This window comes from Streptomyces sp. NBC_00989 (assembly GCF_045162655.1).
Lineage (GTDB): Bacteria > Actinomycetota > Actinomycetes > Streptomycetales > Streptomycetaceae > Streptomyces.
Map to the genome: position 1 here is coordinate 8,714,880 of NZ_CP108728.1, position 15,640 is coordinate 8,730,519.

The following is a 15,640-nucleotide window of genomic DNA, read 5'->3' on the forward strand; positions in this document are numbered from 1 at the left end:
TCACTTCGTCACCTCCTGCGCCGCCTGCCAGCGATACCCACGCGGCGTCACCATGCGCCCCGCGACGTCCCGGGTGGCAGTGTTTCCCACGGTCACGACAGTCATCATGTCGACCCACGCCGGATCCAGCGCGACCAGTGTCGTCAGCCGGCTGGACTCGTCGGGCCGCGACGCGTTCCGTACGACACCGACCGGCGTCGTCGGCTCCCGGTGCTCGGCGAGGATCGCGAGGGCCTTCGGGAGCTGCCAATCCCGGCCCCGGCTGCGGGGGTTGTAGAACGTCACCACGATGTCGGCCTCGGCCGCCGCCCGCACCCGCCGCTCGATGACCTCCCACGGCGTGTGCAGATCGGAGAGGCTGATCGACACGTGGTCGTGGCCGAGCGGCGCGCCGAGGATCGCCGAGGCGGCCAACGCGGCGGTCACGCCCGGGACTCCGACCACGTCGATGTCGTCCGACGCCTCCGCGAGCGCGGGCGACGCCATCGCGTACACCCCGGCGTCCCCGCTGCCGATCAGCGCGACGGCCTGCCCCTTGCGCGCCTCGGCGACGGCGGTACGGGCCCGCTCCTCCTCGGCACCGAGCCCCGACTCCAGGACCACCGTCCCGGGCCGCAGCAGATCGCGGATCTGGTCGACGTACTGGTCGAGCCCCACGAGCACGGCCGCGCGCCGGAGTTCGGCCTTGGCGCGCGGGGTGAGCAGATCCCGCGCGCCGGGCCCGAGCCCGACCACCGCGAGCCGCCCGCGCGCGACCCGCCGTACGACAGCACAGGTCGCCATCGCGGGCTGTCCGTCGGCACGCTCCGACTTCCGCTTGGGGACGAGGAGTTCGCCCCCGCCGACGAGCGCGGCGGCCTCCGCCACGGACGGCGTGCCCACGGCCGCGAGCGGCGCGTCGGACGGATTGGGCACCTCTACGGCGGCCAGTTCCCCGGCGGAGTAGGTCACCAGCGGCACACTCAGGCGCTGGGCCGCCTGGACGATGCCGGGCTCGTCCGCCTTGGCGTCCACGGTGGCGAGTTCGGCGACGTTGCCGACGGACAGCCCCGCCTCGCGCAGAGCGTCGTAGACCAGTCCGAGCACCTCGTTCACGGGTGCGCCCTTGGACGCGCCGACCCCGACGACGAGGGACGGCGGCCGCAGCACGACCTCCCGCTCGCCGGGTTCGACGGCGCGATCGGTGACGCGAATGACGTAGGCACCATGGGACGACACCTTCAACGGCGGCAGCGGCCACGCCAACTCGGCGTCCAGCGCGACCGGTTCACCGTCCAGGAGGGCCCGCGTGACGCCGGCGATGTCCCCCTCCACGGGGAACCCGAGCGTATCGAGACCGGGCACACCGACCGCGTCCGTGGCCGTCGTAACCACCGGCTGCGCGGCGAGCAACTCGCCCACTTCCACGGCGAGTTCATTGGCCCCGCCGCCATGCCCGCCGACCAGCGACACGGCGAACCGCCCGCCCTCGTCGACACACACGACCCCCGGGTCGGTCCGTTTGTCGCCCAACAGCGGGGCGACCAGCCGTACTACGGCTCCTGTGGCGAGGAAACACACGAGCTGCTCGCACTCCGCGAACGCGGCCCGGACGGCGTCCCCGACGGGACCCTCGTACACGCGCGTACGGTCCGGCCACGCGGCGGCCAGCCGGTCGCGCGCAGCCGCGCCCGCCGCGGTGGCGGAAATGAGGCCGATCACAGAGCAACTCCTTCTGGAGACACGGGGGTTCGGATCCCCCACAACAGGAAAACGGGGTTGGTGGCCGCGAGCCGGGTCACGTCACCCGGCAGCGGCGCCAGCCGGGACGACTGCAACAGCACCCCGTCGACCGTCAGTCCGGCCGCCGAGAGAGCCTCCCGCACGGCCGGTACCCGGTCCAGCGCGGCCATCGCGACGACCACGGTCCGCCGGGCCCGCCGGGCGCACGCGGTGACGATGGCGGGCAGTTCGCGCCCGCCCCCGCCGACGAACACGGCGTCGGGATCGTCGAGGTCGGACAGCACGGTCGGCGCCGCCCCGTGCACGGTGTGGACGTCGACGCCGTGCGCCTCGGCGTTGGCGCGGATCCGCTCGACACCGTCCCGGGTCTTCTCGACCGCGGTGACGGCGGCGCCGAGCCGCGCGCACTCGACGGCCACCGACCCGGAGCCCGAGCCGACGTCCCAGACCAGGTCGCCGAGGCGCGGCCCGAGCCGGGCCAGCGCCAGCGCCCGTACCTCGAACTTGGTGATCATCGAGTCCCGGTGCTCGAACTCCCGCTCGTCCAGCGCCCATTGGGCGGGCCCGACGGCGGCCCCGGCGACCGTCCGCACGGCACCGGGGGCCCGCGACTCGTCCAGACACAGCACCACGCTCACCGCCGTACCCCAGTCCCGGGCGGCGGCCTCGGCGGGCGTGACCCGTTCGACCTGCTCCTGCCCGGAACCCAGCGCGGACGCGACGACGAGGACGCGCCCGCCGGTCCGATGGGTGAGCGCGGCGCCCAGCTCGGCGGGTCCGGCGCCCGGCCCGGTCAGCACGGCGACCTTGGGATGCGCGCGGCACGCGTTGACCGCCGTACGCAGATCGCGTCCGTGCGCGCTGACGACGACCGCGTCGTCCCAGGTCAGCCCGGCGCGCGCGAAGGCGGTGGCGACGGAGGAGACGCCGGGGCGGACATCGAGGGCATCGTTGGAGAACCGTTCCGCCAGCGCCCGTACGATCCCGAAGAACCCGGGGTCCCCCGAGGCCAGCACGACGACGGGCTCGCCCTTCTCGACGTAGGCCTGGATGGTGTCGAGGGCGGGCGCCAGCGGGCCGAGGACGACCTGCTCGGCGTCCTCCGGGACCGCGACGGCCGCGAGATGGCGCCGGCCGCCGACGACGAGCCGGGCGCCGGAGAGCGCGTCCTCCGCGACCGCCGCCCCCGTCCCCGTCCCGATGACGGTGATCACGTGCTCGCACCCCGCGAGCGCAGGGCCCTGCGGGCCTCCGGGTCGGCCTTGCGGAAGCCGTGGAAGTGGCCCGGGTGGTAGAGGTGCGAGCGGGTGCCGTGGGCGTCGAGGGCCGGGCCGACCAGGAAGAGGGTGTGCTTCCAGAGCTTGTGCTCCTTGACCGTCTCTTCCAGCGTGCCGACCGTGCACTTCACGATCAGTTCCTCGGGCCAGGTCGCCTGATACGCGACGATGACGGGCGTCTCCGTCGGATAGCCGCCCTCCAGCAGTTCCCGTACCAACTGCCCGCTGCGGGCGGCCGACAGGAAGATCGCCATGGTCGTGCCGTGGCGCGCGAACTCCCGCACCTCCTCGCCGGGCGGCATCGGCGTCTTGCCGCCGCCGAGCCGGGTGAGGACGACGGACTGCGCGACCTCGGGGATCGTCAGCTCGCGCTGCGCGAGGGCGGCGACGGCGGAGAAGGCCGAGACACCCGGGACGATCTCGGTTGCGATGCCGATCGCGGCACACCGGTCGACCTGCTCCTGCGTACCGCCCCACAGGGCAGGGTCGCCGGAGTGGATGCGCGCGACGCGCAGCCCCTCGCTCAGGGCCCGCTCGTAGACGGCGACGACGTCCTCCAGGGACATCGTCGCCGAGTCCAGGATCTCGGCGCCCACGCGCGCGTGGTCGAGGACCTCGGCCTGCACCAGGCTGGCCGCCCAGATCACGACGTCGGCCTCGGCGATGGCGCGCGCGGCACGGAACGTCAGCAGGTCGGCGGCGCCGGGGCCGGCACCGACGAAGGTCACCTTGCCGGTGGGGGTATCGGCAACGGCATCGGCCATGGGTCGGATCCTCTCAAACACAACATGCGGAACATACGGAACGTGGAAGACGTGGGGAACGTCAATACGAGTGGGGGTGGAGTGGGCCAGGATGTGCGCGAACGGGGGTTGATCGGATAGCAAGGGGACTATGGCGGTCTTCGTCGCGCTCGGCGCGTTCCTGATGACGCTGGCCGGCGGCTGGACGGCACAGCGGGTGACCGACCGCCGCCATCTCGTGCTGGGCCTGGCCGGCGGCCTGATGCTGGGTGTGGTCGGCCTCGACCTGCTGCCGGAGGCGCTGCACGCGGCCGGCCGCGAGGTCTTCGGCGTACCGGCCGCCCTGCTGCTCTTCGTGGCCGGCTTCCTCGTGGCCCATCTGGTCGAACGCCTGCTCGCCGCGCGCCAGGCCTCGCACGGAGCCGATGAGAACAACGGCAGGGCGCCCGAGGTGGGCCTCACGGCCGCCGCCGCGATGGTCGGCCACAGCTTCATGGACGGGGTCGCGATCGGCGCCGCCTTCCAGGTGGGCGGCGGCATGGGCACCGCGGTCGCGCTCGCGGTCATCGCCCATGACTTCGCGGACGGCTTCAACACGTACACGATCACGAGCCTGTACGGCAACGCCCGCCGCAAGGCGATCGCGATGCTGGTCGCGGACGCGGCGGCCCCGGTGGCGGGCGCCGCCTCGACGGCCTTCCTCACCATCCCCGAGGCCCTGCTCGGCGGCTATCTCGGCTTCTTCGGAGGCGTGCTCCTCTATCTCGCCGCCGCCGAGATCCTCCCCGAGGCCCACCACGAACACCCCGCGCCCGCGACCCTGCTGTGCACGGTCGCGGGAGCGGCGTTCATCTGGCTGGTGGTAGGCCTCGCGGCCTGATCCACGCCGTCCACGACCGGTCACAATTTCCCGCCCCGCCCGCCCTCGCGCCGCGCGGGTGCGATGAGCGTGGACAGATAGGGCAACGGCTCCCCGCCGAGTTCGGCGGCGGGCCGGATCGACTCCTCGGGCAGCCCGAGCGCCGACCCCCACACCGCGTCCTCGATCCGCCCGGTCTCCCGCAGCGCCTCGGCGACCTCGCCGGCCTGCCGCCCGAACTTGTACGCCACGACCGTCCCCGGCCCGGCGAGCGCGTCCTTGAGTACGGCGGCCCCGGCGGTCACCGGCACGAGCGTGAGCGGCTCGGTCCCCTCGGTCAGTACGGCCCCGGAGCGCGCGGCGAGATCCTGCATGGCGGTGATCCCGGGCACGGTCTCGACGACGGTCCCCGGCACCAACTCCCCGATGGTCAGGGCGAGATAGGTGAAGGTGGAGTAGACGTTCGGGTCCCCGATGGTGGCGAACGCGACGACCGGATGAGCGCCGAGGAGCTCGGCGACCTTCGCCCCCGCGGCATCCCAGGCGGCCTCGCGCCGGGCCCGGTCGGTCCGCTCGTTCAGCGCGAACACGACCCGCAGCACCTTCTCCTCGGCCACGTAATGCAGAACGGTGGCCTCGGCCCGCCCCCGCTCACCGCTGTCCATGACCGGCACCACCACGACATCGGCGGCCCGCAGAGCGTTGACACCCTTGACGGTCACCAGCTCCGGATCACCGGGACCCACCCCGACTCCGATCAACCTGCTGCTGCTCATGACGTCCGGCACCTCTCCACGAACCGACGGGCCACACCGGGCTCGGCCGCCCAGTGCGTGTGCAGATAACTCGCGTGCACACCCTGTTGTACGAAACCTTCGACCCGCCGCGCGGGGGCGCGAACCCCCCAGGCGGGAGCCGCCCCCGAGCCGGGCTCGACGACGGTCCGATGAAACTCGTGCCCGCGCATCCGCGTCCCGGCCACGGCCAGCACACTGTCGCTCAACGCGACGGCATCCCGATACCCCAGAGTCAGCCGCTCGCTCATCCGCGCGGAGGCATCGAGCACCCCGCACATCGGCATCCCGTCCAACTCCCTGGACAGGTAGAGGAGTCCGGCACACTCGGCGGCGACGGGAGCCCCACTCTCCGCGAGGGCGGCAACGGCTTTGCGCAACGGCTCATTGCCGGACAACTCGGCCACGTACACCTCGGGAAACCCGCCCCCGATGACCAACCCACGCGTCCCGTCCGGGAGTTCCTCATCCCGCAGCGGATCGAACACGACGACCTCGGCACCGGCCGCGGTGAGCAGTTCGGCGTGCTCGGCGTAGGAGAAGGTGAAGGCCGCTCCGCCGGCAACGGCAATTCTCAGCCCGTCCGGCGTCTGAGGACGAGGCCGTTCAGGCTGACGGGGGTCTGGGGGCGCAGCCCCCAGGGACGGGACGGGTAGGGGCGGCGGGGGCGAAGAAGCCAGAGCCTCAGCCGCATCCCAAGCCGCACCGGACAACGCCCCCGCACTACGCGCCAGCGCCAGCAACCCCTCAAGATCACACCCGGCGTCCACCTGCGCCCCCATGGCCGCAACAGCGTCCACCGCAGCCGACTGCCGCTCGGCAACCGGCACCAACCCCAGATGCCGGGACGGGGTGTCCACCTGAGGGGCCCGCCGCAGCACACCCAGGACAGGAACCCCCGCAGCGTCCAACGCCTCCCGCAACAACGCCTCATGCCGGTCGGACGCCACCTTGTTGAGGATCACACCCCCGACCCGAACCTCCGGATCCCAGGAAGCGAACCCATGCACCAACGCGGCAACGGACCGGGACTGCGAAGAAGCGTCGACGACAAGAACGACCGGCGCCCGCAGCAACTTCGCCACATGCGCCGTGGACGCCAACTCCCCTTCCCCCGCAGCCCCGTCGTACATCCCCATCACACCCTCGACGACAGCGAGATCACACCCGCGAGCACCGTGCGCGAAGAGCGGCCCGACCAACTCCGGCCCACACAGGTACGCGTCGAGGTTCCGCCCCACCCGCCCGGTCGCGAGCGCGTGATACCCGGGATCGATGTAGTCCGGCCCGACCTTGTGCGGAGACACGGCAAGCCCCCGCGAGGCGAACGCGGCCATCAACCCCGTGGCAACGGTGGTCTTGCCACTGCCGGACGAAGGCGCGGCAACAACCAACCGGGGAACGGAGGACAGGGAGGACGAGGACGTCACGACGGCTTCACCACTCGATACCCCGCTGACCCTTCTGACCGGCGTCCATGGGGTGCTTGACCTTGGACATGTCGGTGACGAGGTCGGCGTACTCGACGAGCTTCTCGGGCGCGTTCCGCCCGGTGATCACGACGTGCTGGTTGCCGGGCCGGTCCCGCAGCACGGAGACGACCTCGTCGACATCGACCCACCCCCAGTGCATCGGATAGGCGAACTCGTCCAGCACGTACAACTTGTAGGTCTCGGCGGCGAGATCCCGCTTGACCTGCTCCCAGCCCTCGCGCGCCTTCTCCTCGTTGTCCATCTGGGAGTCGCGCTGCACCCACGACCACCCCTCGCCCATCTTGTGCCAGTCGACGGACCCGCCCTCGCCGGAAGCCCCCAGCACCCGCAGGGCGTTCTCCTCCCCGACCTTCCACTTCGCCGACTTGACGAACTGGAACACGCCGATGGGCCACCCCTGATTCCAGGCACGCAGGGCGAGCCCGAAAGCAGCGGTCGACTTGCCTTTCCCAACTCCCGTATGCACGACGACAAGCGGCCGGTTCCGCCGCTGACGGGTCGTCAATCCGTCATCCGGTACGACACTTGGCTGCCCCTGCGGCATTACGCGGCCCTCCTCTGTACGTCCTTCACGAGTCCGGCGATCGAGTCCGCCCGCAACTCGTCCAACGTCACGGCCGTACCGTCCAGTTCACCGGCCAACTGCCCGGCCAGCCCCAGCCGTACGGGACCCGTCTCACAGTCCACGACCACGGAGGCGACCCCGTCGGCGGCGAACAACCGCGCGGCCCGCCCGGCGAGCGCGACCGGCTCGGGACCGCCGGTGGCCCGTCCATCGGTCACCACGACCACCAACGCCCGCCGAGCCGGATCCCGCAACCGCTCCACCCGCAGCACGTCATGCGCCTTGAGCAGCCCGGCCGCGAGCGGCGTACGCCCCCCGGTCGGCAGCGACTCCAGCCGTACGGCGGCGGCGTCCACGGACGAGGTCGGCGGCAGGGCGACATCCGCGGCGGACCCCCGGAAGGTCACGAGCCCCACCTTGTCCCGCCGTTGATACGCGTCCAGCAGCAACGACAGCACAGCCCCCTTCACCGCGCTCATCCGCTGCCGCGCCGCCATCGACCCGGAGGCGTCCACGACGAACAGCACGAGGTTGCCCTCACGCCCCTCCCGTGCCGCCTGCCGCAGATCGTCCCGCCGCACGACCAGCCCACGCCCGGCCCGCCCCCGCGCCAGCTGGTGCGGAGCGGCCGCCTGGATGGTCGCCGCCAAGTGCAGCTTGGTGAGCGCCCCTTGGGGCCGCCGGGCCCCGGTGGTCCGCCCGTGCTCGGTGCGCGCCCGCGAACGCCGCCCGGCGGCACCCTCACCGATGCCCGGCACGCTCAACACCTTGGTACGGAAGGGCTCGGCGGCGCGTACGGGCTGCTGCTCACCCGAGCCCGTGCCCGAAGGCTGCGGTTCCCCGCCCTCCCCGGCCTCGGGCCGCGCCCCGGTGTCCCCGTCCTGAGGCCCGTCGGAGTCCGACTCGGGCGGCTGCCCGCCACCCCCGCCGGAACCGTCAGGACCGCCGTCCGGATCCGGATCGTCGTCCTCGGGCCGCGGCTCCCGCTCCGCGAACTCCTCCAGCGTCTCGTCGAGCTTGTTCTCGTCAAGTCCCGGCGCGTCGAACGGATTTCGCCGCCGCCGGTGCGGCAGCGCGAGCAGCGCGGCCTGCCGTACGTCCTCGGCGAGCACGTCGGTGCGCCCGGCCCACGCGGCCAGCGCGGTCGCCGTACGGGCCATCACGATGTCGGCCCGCATGCCGTCGACCTCGAAGGCGGCGCAGGTCGCCGCGATCTGCCGCAGCGCGCCGTCGCCCAGCCGCACGGACGGCAACAGTTCACGCGCGGCGATGATCCGCGCCCGTACGGAGGACTCCTCGTCCGACCAGCGCTCGGTGAAACCGGCCGGATCGTCGTCGTAGGCGAGCCTTCTGCGCACCACCTCGACCCGCTGGTCGGGCTCCCGCGATGCGGCGACCTCCACGGTCAGGCCGAAGCGGTCGAGCAACTGCGGTCGGAGTTCGCCCTCTTCGGGGTTCATCGTGCCGACGAGCAGGAAGCGGGCGGCGTGCCGGACGGAGACGCCCTCGCGTTCGACGTACGACGCGCCCATCGCCGCCGCGTCCAGCAGCAGGTCGACCAGGTGGTCGTGGAGGAGGTTGACCTCGTCGACGTAGAGGATGCCCCGGTGCGCGTCGGCGAGCAGGCCGGGCTCGAAGGCCTTGACGCCCTCGGCGAGCGCCCGCTCGATGTCGAGCGCGCCGACGAGCCGGTCCTCGGAGGCGCCGACCGGCAACTCGACCATGCGGGCCGGGCGTTGAGTGCCGGGTCCGGTCTCGTGCGGTCCGTCCGGGCAGGCCGGGTCGGGCGCGGCGGGGTCGCAGGAGAAGCGGCACCCGGGCACGACGGCGACCTCCGGCAGCAGCGCCGAAAGAGCGCGCACGGCCGTCGACTTGGCGGTGCCCTTCTCGCCGCGCACCAGCACACCGCCGACCGCCGGCGACACGGCGTTCAGCAGCAGCGCGAGCCGCAGATCGTCCTGGCCGACAACGGCCGTGAACGGAAAGGGAGTTGTCACTGGTCGTCGCCCTCCAGGTCGCCTTCGAGCTCCAGGTAGGTGGCCCGCAGTCGTTCCAGCGTGTCCGCGTCCGGCTCGGCCCACAGACCGCGCTCGGCCGCTTCGAGGAGCCGCTCGGTGATGCCGCGCAGCGCCCACGGGTTGGACTTCTTCATGAAGTCCCGGTTCTCCGGGTCGAAGACGTACTCCGCGCTGAGCTTCTCGTACATCCAGTCGTCGACGACCCCGGCCGTCGCGTCGTAGCCGAAGAGGTAGTCGACGGTCGCCGCCATCTCGAAGGCGCCCTTGTAGCCGTGGCGCCGCATCGCCGCCATCCAGCGGGGGTTGACGACGCGGGCGCGGAAGACGCGGTGCGTCTCCTCGCCCAGCGTGCGGGTCTTCACCTGGTCCGGGGTGGCGGAGTCGCCGACGTACGCCTCGGGGGAGGTGCCGGTCAGGTGGCGGACCATGGCGACCATGCCGCCGTGGTACTGGAAGTAGTCGTCGGCGTCGACGAGATCGTGCTCGCGGGTGTCGACGTTCTTGGCCGCCACGGCGATTCGCTTGAACGCCGTCTCCATGTCCCCGCGTGCCTGCCGCCCGTCGAGGCCGCGCCCGTACGCGTAACCACCCCACACGGCGTACACCTCGGCGAGGTCCGCGTCGCTGCGCCAGTTCCGCGCGTCGATCAGCGGCAGCAGACCGGCGCCGTACGCCCCCGGCTTGGAGCCGAAGATACGGGCCGTGGCCCGGCGCCGGTCGCCGTGCTCGGCGGTGTCCTCGTCGGCGTGCTTGCGGACGTAGTTGGACTCCGGGGGCTCCTCCAGTTCGGCCACCGCCCGCACCGCGTCGTCGATCAGCCCGACGACGTGCGGGAACGCGTCGCGGAAGAAGCCGGAGATCCGCACCGTGACGTCGATGCGCGGCCGGCCCAGCTCCGTGACGGGCACGATCTCGAAGCCGGTCACCCGGCGCGAGGCGTCGTCCCAGACAGGACGGCAGCCCAGCAGCGCGAGGATCTCGGCGATGTCGTCGCCCTGGGTGCGCATCGCCGACGTACCCCACACCGTGAGGCCGACCGACTTCGGGAACTCGCCGTTGTCCTGGAGGTACCGCTGCACGAGCGAGTCGGCCAGCGACTGCCCGACCTCCCAACTCAGCCTGGACGGAATGGCCTTGGGGTCGACCGAGTAGAAGTTCCGGCCGGTCGGCAGGACGTTGACCAGACCACGGGTGGGGGAGCCCGACGGGCCCGCCGGGACGTAACCCCCGTTCAGCGCCTTGAGGATGTGGTCGATCTCGTCGGTGGTGCGGGCGAGCCGGGGCACGACCTCGTCGCAGGCGAACCTCAACACCGCGACGGCGTCCGGGAGTTCGGTGCCGATGACGGCACGGACGAGCGCCGGAACGGCCGTGACCTCCCACTCCTGGGACTCCATGCCCTCCGCGAACCGGCGGCACAGCTGCTCCAGCAGATCGATCGCGTCGGCGGCGGAACGGGCGGGCCCGTCGACCAGCTCCGTCAGTTCCACCGGAACCTTCAGGGGAGCGCCCGGCTCGGCCAGCAACTCCTTCTCCACCAGGCCGAAATGCTCGGCCAACGCGGCTCGCAGACCCGGCAGCGCGTTCGCCTGCCCGCCCCACACCTGCGAGGCGCGCAGCACGGCCAGCACGAGGTTCACGCGCGCTTCGCCGACCGGCCCGCCGCCGAGGATGTGCAGTCCGTCGCGGATCTGCACGTCCTTGATCTCGCACAGGTAGCCGTCGATGTGCATCACGAACTCGTCGAACGTCGCGTCGTCCGGCTGGTCGTCCACATGCAGGTCGTGGTGCAGCTCGGCCGCCTTCACCAGCGTCCAGATCTGCGCGCGCACGGCCGGTGCCTTCGTCGGGTCCAGGTCGGACACGAGGGCGTACTCGTCGAGGAGTTGCTCCAGCTTGGCCAGGTCGCCGTACGTGTCGGCACGCGCCATCGGCGGCACGAGGTGGTCGACGACCGTGGCGTGGCCGCGCCGCTTGGCCTGCGTCCCCTCGCCGGGGTCGTTGACGATGAACGGGTAGATCAGGGGGAGTTCACCGAGGACGGCGTCCGGCGCGCAGCCGCTGCTGAGCCCAAGTCCCTTGCCCGGCAGCCATTCCATGGTGCCGTGCTTGCCCATGTGGATGATCGCGTCCGCGCCGAACGAGTTGTCCAGCCACCTGTAGGCCGCCATGTAGTGGTGCGACGGCGGCATGTCGGGGTCGTGGTAGATCGCGATTGGGTTCTCCCCGAAGCCGCGCGGCGGCTGGATCATCACGACGACGTTCCCGAACTGGAGTGAGGCGAGCACGATGTCGTCGCCGTCGACGTAGAGGTTGCCGGGCGGCTCGCCCCACGCGTCCAGCATGCCCTGCCTGAGGTCCGGGTCGAGCTTGTCGAACCACGCCTGATAGTCGGCGAGCGGCACCCGCGCGGGCGCGGAGGCCAGTTGCTCCTCGGTGAGCCATTCGACGTCGTGGCCACCGGCGTTGATGAGCCGGTGGATCAACTCGTCCCCGTTGTCCGGGTGTTCGTCGACCCCGTACCCGGCGTCCCGCAGCGCGTCCAGCACCCGGATCGCCGAGGCGGGCGTGTCCAGACCGACCGCGTTGCCGACCCGCGAGTGCTTCGTCGGGTAGGCGGTGAAGACGACCGCGAGCTTCTTCTCGGCGTTCGGCTTGTACTTCAACTTCGCGTGCCGTACGGCGATTCCGGCGACCCGCGCGGCCCGCTCGGGGTCGGCGACGTAGACCGGGACGTCGTCCGGGCCCTGCTCCTTGAAGGAGAACGGGACGGTGATCAGGCGGCCGTCGAACTCCGGGATCGCGACCTGCATCGCGGCGTCCATGGGGGAGAGGGCGGCGGAGGACTCGTCCCAGGTCGCCCTGGACGACGTAAGGCAAAGTCCTTGCAGCACGGGGACGTTGAGGTCGGCGAGCGCGCCGATGTCCCAGGCCTCCTCGTCGCCGCCGGCCGATGCCTGCGAGGCGTGCGTACCGCCCGCGGCGAGGACGGTGGCGATGAGTGCGTCGGCCTTGCCGAGGATCTCGTACAGTCCGGAGTCCGCCCCGCGCAGCGAACCGCAGTACACGGCAAGGGCGTTGGCGCCCTTCGCCTCGATCTGGTCGCACAGGGTGTCCACGAAGGCGGTGTTGCCGCTCAAGTGGTGCGCCCGGTAGAAGAGGACGCCGACCGTCGGCCGGCCCTCGACGAAGGCGCGCTCGCCGTGGACGCCGAACTCGGCCATCTTCTGCGGCTCTTCGAAGCCCTCGCCCGTCAGCAGCACGGTGTCCGAGAGGAACCGGGCGAGTTCGGCGAGGTTCTCCGGCCCGCCCTCGACGAGATACCTGAGCGCCTCGGCCACCACCCCCGCCGGCACCGACGACTCGGCCATCAACTCCGCGTCGGGGACGGTCTCCCCGCCGAGCAGCACGGTCGGAATCCCGGACGCCTTCAGTGCGGCGAGCCCGTCCTCCCAGGCACGCTTGCCTCCGAGCAGCCGTACGACGGCGACGTCCGCGCCCGCGACGAGCGCGGGCAACTCGGCTGCCACGTCCACCCGGTTCGGGTTGCCGATCCGGTACCCGGCGCCGGAGGCCCGGGCCGCCAGCAGATCCGTGTCGGCGGTCGACAACAACAACACTGTGCTCATGCGGGCGCTCCCGGTGGAATGAAAGGCAGTCCTTGCGGCGCGCCGGACTCGATGAGTCGCCAGAGCGCGTCCGTGTCCGCGTGCTGTTCGATGAGGTCGCCGAGCCGGTCGAGCTGCTCCTCGCGCAGCGCGGCGAACGAGGTGTCGGGCGCCGGCACGAACCGGCGGCCCGCGGCGGCCGCCACCTCGCGCAGAAACGCCCGCCGGAACCCGTCCGACTCCAGCGAGCCGTGCCAGTGCGTGCCCCAGGTCTGACCGACCCGGCACCCGTCCAAGAAGGTTTCGCCGCCGGTCAGTTGGGCGACCCCGTGATGGATCTCGTACCCCTCGACCGGCTCGCCGAGGGCTTCGCCGACGGGCCGGGTGAGGGTCTTCTCGCGCGCGAACCGGACGCGCAGCGGCAGGACTCCGAGTCCGTCGACCGACCCCTGCCGGCTCTCGACCTCGTCGTCGATGTGCTCGCCGAGGATCTGGAAGCCGCCGCAGATACCGAGGGTCGGCCGCTGCTCGGCGGCCCTGCGCACGAGGGCGTCCGCGAGGCCGCGCTCGCGCAGCCACTCCAGGGCCTTCACCGTCCCCCGGGTCCCCGGGATCACGACGAGGTCCGCGTCGGCCAGCTCCTCCGGCCGGTCCACGAACCGCACCACGACGCCCGGTTCGGCGGCCAGCGCGTCCACGTCGGTGAAGTTGGACATGAGGGGGATCGCGCAGACGGCGACGCGCAGCACGTCCTCGCCGACCGGCGGCGCGGTGTTGGACTCGCGCACGGTGCCGCGCAGCGAGATCCGCAGCCCGTCCTCCTCGTCGATCCCGAGCCCGTGCCGGTACGGCAGCACGCCGTACGTCCGCCGCCCGGTGAGGCCGAGCAGCATCTCCAACCCCGGTTCCAGCAGCGACACATCGCCCCGGAACTTGTTGACGAGGAACCCGGCGACGAACGCCTGGTCCTCGGGGCTGAGCAGCGCGACGGTCCCGAAGAAGGAGGCGAAGACGCCGCCGCGGTCGATGTCGCCGACGACGAGCACGGGCAGCTGGGCATTGCGCGCGATGCCCATGTTCACGATGTCGGTCCGCCGCAGATTGATCTCGGCGGGACTGCCGGCCCCCTCACAGATCACCGCGTCATACGTGCCCCGCAACTCCGCGAGACAGTCCAACACGGTCCCGAGCAGGGCCTCTTGCCGCCCGCCGTGATAGCCCCGCGCACTCATCTCGCCAACAGGCCTGCCCATCAGCACGACTTGACTGCTCCGGTCGCTGCCAGGCTTCAGGAGTACGGGGTTCATCAGCGCGGTCGGCTCGATCCGGCACGCCTGCGCCTGCATGGCCTGCGCCCGTCCGATCTCGGCGCCCTCGCGCGTCACGAACGAGTTCAGGGACATGTTCTGCGCCTTGAACGGCGCGACCTTCACGCCCTGCCGCACCAGCCACCGGCAGATCCCGGCGGTGACGACACTCTTGCCGGCGTCCGAGGTGGTCCCGGCGACCAACAGCCCGCCGCCGCTCATGACTTCCGCCCCTTCACGAGGAGCCGCCCGGCGACACTGACCCCGAGCGCGAGCAGACCGACGCGCCGGGACAGCCGTACGGCACGCGCGATGTCCGGTACGGCGACGGGACGTCCGTCGCCGTTGAGCACGGGCCGGTGCTCGACCCGCCCGCCGTAGGAGAGCGTCCCGCCGAGGCGCACGCCGAGGGCTCCCGCGAAGGAGGCCTCCACGGGACCGGCGTTGGGACTCGGGTGTTTGGGGGCGTCGGTGCGCCAGGCGCGTGCCGCTCCGCGTGGGTCGCCGCCCGCGACGGTCGCGAGGGCGGCGGTGAGGCGGGCGCCCGGCCAGCCGGCGACGTCGTCGAGGCGGGCCGAAGCCCAGCCGTAGCGGCGGTACTTGGCCGACTTGTGGCCGACCATGGCGTCGAGCGTGTTCACGGCCCGGAAGCCGAGCAGGCCCGGGACACCCGCGATGCCGCCCCAGACCAGCGCGCCGACGACCGCGTCGGACGTGTTCTCGGCGACGGACTCGACGACGGCCCGGGCGATCCCGTCGGCGTCGAGGGACTGCGGGTCCCGTCCGCAGAGGTGGGGGAGCCGTGCCCGCGCACCATCGATGTCACCGGCCTCCAGCGCGCGCCCGATGACCCCGGCCTCGCGCGCGAGGGAGGTCCCGCCGACGACGGCCCAGGTGGCGGCGGCGGTGAGGGCGGCAGAGGCCGTACGGGACGGTCGTAGGGCCGAAGTGGCCGCGGCGGCGAGGGTGATGGTGCCACCGACGCACACGGCGGTGTGCAGGGCGCCCCAGCCCCGGTGGTCGCGCCACAGCACCTGTTCCACGGCGCCCGCAACGCGGCCGAACGCGGCGACCGGATGCCCGCGGCGGGGATCGCCGAGCAGGTGGTCGCCGAGGAGGCCGGCGGCGGCGCCGTACGCGAAGACGCGATCGGCACGCATCGGCTCAGCCGATCGCTGGGGCGGGCACTGCGCTGGTACGGGACCTCGAACGGCAGCCGAGCATGGCGATATGTCCTCACTCAGGGTGTCCACG

General features: G+C 72.2%; 11 protein-coding genes. 1 reads left to right on the forward strand and 10 read right to left on the reverse strand.

Features of this window, described 5'->3' with window-relative positions; genetic code table 11:
- Genes cobJ through cobM form a run of 3 tightly spaced genes read right to left on the reverse strand, consistent with a single transcriptional unit; the run spans window position 1 to window position 3,763 of the window.
- Window positions 1-1,701 (reverse strand): precorrin-3B C(17)-methyltransferase, encoded by a 1,701-nt coding sequence (gene cobJ, locus OG714_RS39125; protein WP_406128225.1) that lies wholly within the window; start codon window positions 1,699-1,701, stop codon window positions 1-3.
- Entirely contained in the window at window positions 1,698-2,936 is a 1,239-nt protein-coding gene (cbiE, locus tag OG714_RS39130) for a precorrin-6y C5,15-methyltransferase (decarboxylating) subunit CbiE (protein WP_406128226.1), read from the reverse strand. Before cbiE ends, cobJ begins: the two co-directional genes overlap by 4 nt.
- The gene (gene cobM / locus OG714_RS39135) at window positions 2,933-3,763 is read right to left on the reverse strand and encodes a precorrin-4 C(11)-methyltransferase (RefSeq protein WP_406128227.1); all 831 of its coding nucleotides are present in this window, start codon (window positions 3,761-3,763) and stop codon (window positions 2,933-2,935) included. Before cobM ends, cbiE begins: the two co-directional genes overlap by 4 nt.
- Window positions 3,764-3,893: 130 nt before the next feature.
- On the opposite strand from cobM, the gene OG714_RS39140 reads away from it, so the two are divergent.
- Window positions 3,894-4,622 (forward strand): ZIP family metal transporter, encoded by a 729-nt coding sequence (locus OG714_RS39140; RefSeq protein ID WP_406128229.1) that lies wholly within the window; start codon window positions 3,894-3,896, stop codon window positions 4,620-4,622.
- Window positions 4,623-4,642: 20 nt separating this feature from the next.
- Here the strand turns inward: OG714_RS39140 and cobI are convergent, their stop codons facing one another.
- The 7 genes from cobI to OG714_RS39175 are packed head-to-tail and all read right to left on the reverse strand — an operon-like array spanning window position 4,643 to window position 15,546.
- The gene (gene cobI, locus OG714_RS39145) at window positions 4,643-5,389 is read right to left on the reverse strand and encodes a precorrin-2 C(20)-methyltransferase (RefSeq protein WP_406128230.1); all 747 of its coding nucleotides are present in this window, start codon (window positions 5,387-5,389) and stop codon (window positions 4,643-4,645) included.
- Window positions 5,374-6,825, reverse strand: coding sequence for a cobyrinate a,c-diamide synthase (locus OG714_RS39150; protein WP_406128232.1), 1,452 nt, complete (start codon window positions 6,823-6,825; stop codon window positions 5,374-5,376). Before OG714_RS39150 ends, cobI begins: the two co-directional genes overlap by 16 nt.
- A gap of 7 nt (window positions 6,826-6,832) precedes the next feature.
- Complete coding sequence (gene cobO / locus OG714_RS39155) at window positions 6,833-7,432, reverse strand: cob(I)yrinic acid a,c-diamide adenosyltransferase (protein ID WP_026150966.1); 600 nt, start codon at window positions 7,430-7,432, stop codon at window positions 6,833-6,835.
- Entirely contained in the window at window positions 7,432-9,450 is a 2,019-nt protein-coding gene (locus OG714_RS39160) for a putative cobaltochelatase (RefSeq protein WP_406128233.1), read from the reverse strand. The genes cobO and OG714_RS39160 overlap by 1 nt, the downstream gene beginning before the upstream one ends.
- Window positions 9,447-13,100: a cobaltochelatase subunit CobN gene (gene cobN, locus OG714_RS39165; RefSeq protein ID WP_406128235.1), complete on the reverse strand. Its 3,654-nt coding sequence runs from the start codon at window positions 13,098-13,100 to the stop codon at window positions 9,447-9,449. Before cobN ends, OG714_RS39160 begins: the two co-directional genes overlap by 4 nt.
- Window positions 13,097-14,608: a cobyric acid synthase gene (locus OG714_RS39170; protein WP_406128237.1), complete on the reverse strand. Its 1,512-nt coding sequence runs from the start codon at window positions 14,606-14,608 to the stop codon at window positions 13,097-13,099. Before OG714_RS39170 ends, cobN begins: the two co-directional genes overlap by 4 nt.
- On the reverse strand, window positions 14,605-15,546 hold the full coding sequence (locus tag OG714_RS39175) for a cobalamin biosynthesis protein (RefSeq protein WP_406128238.1): 942 nt from the start codon (window positions 15,544-15,546) through the stop codon (window positions 14,605-14,607). Before OG714_RS39175 ends, OG714_RS39170 begins: the two co-directional genes overlap by 4 nt.
- Window positions 15,547-15,640: the final 94 nt, after the last annotated feature.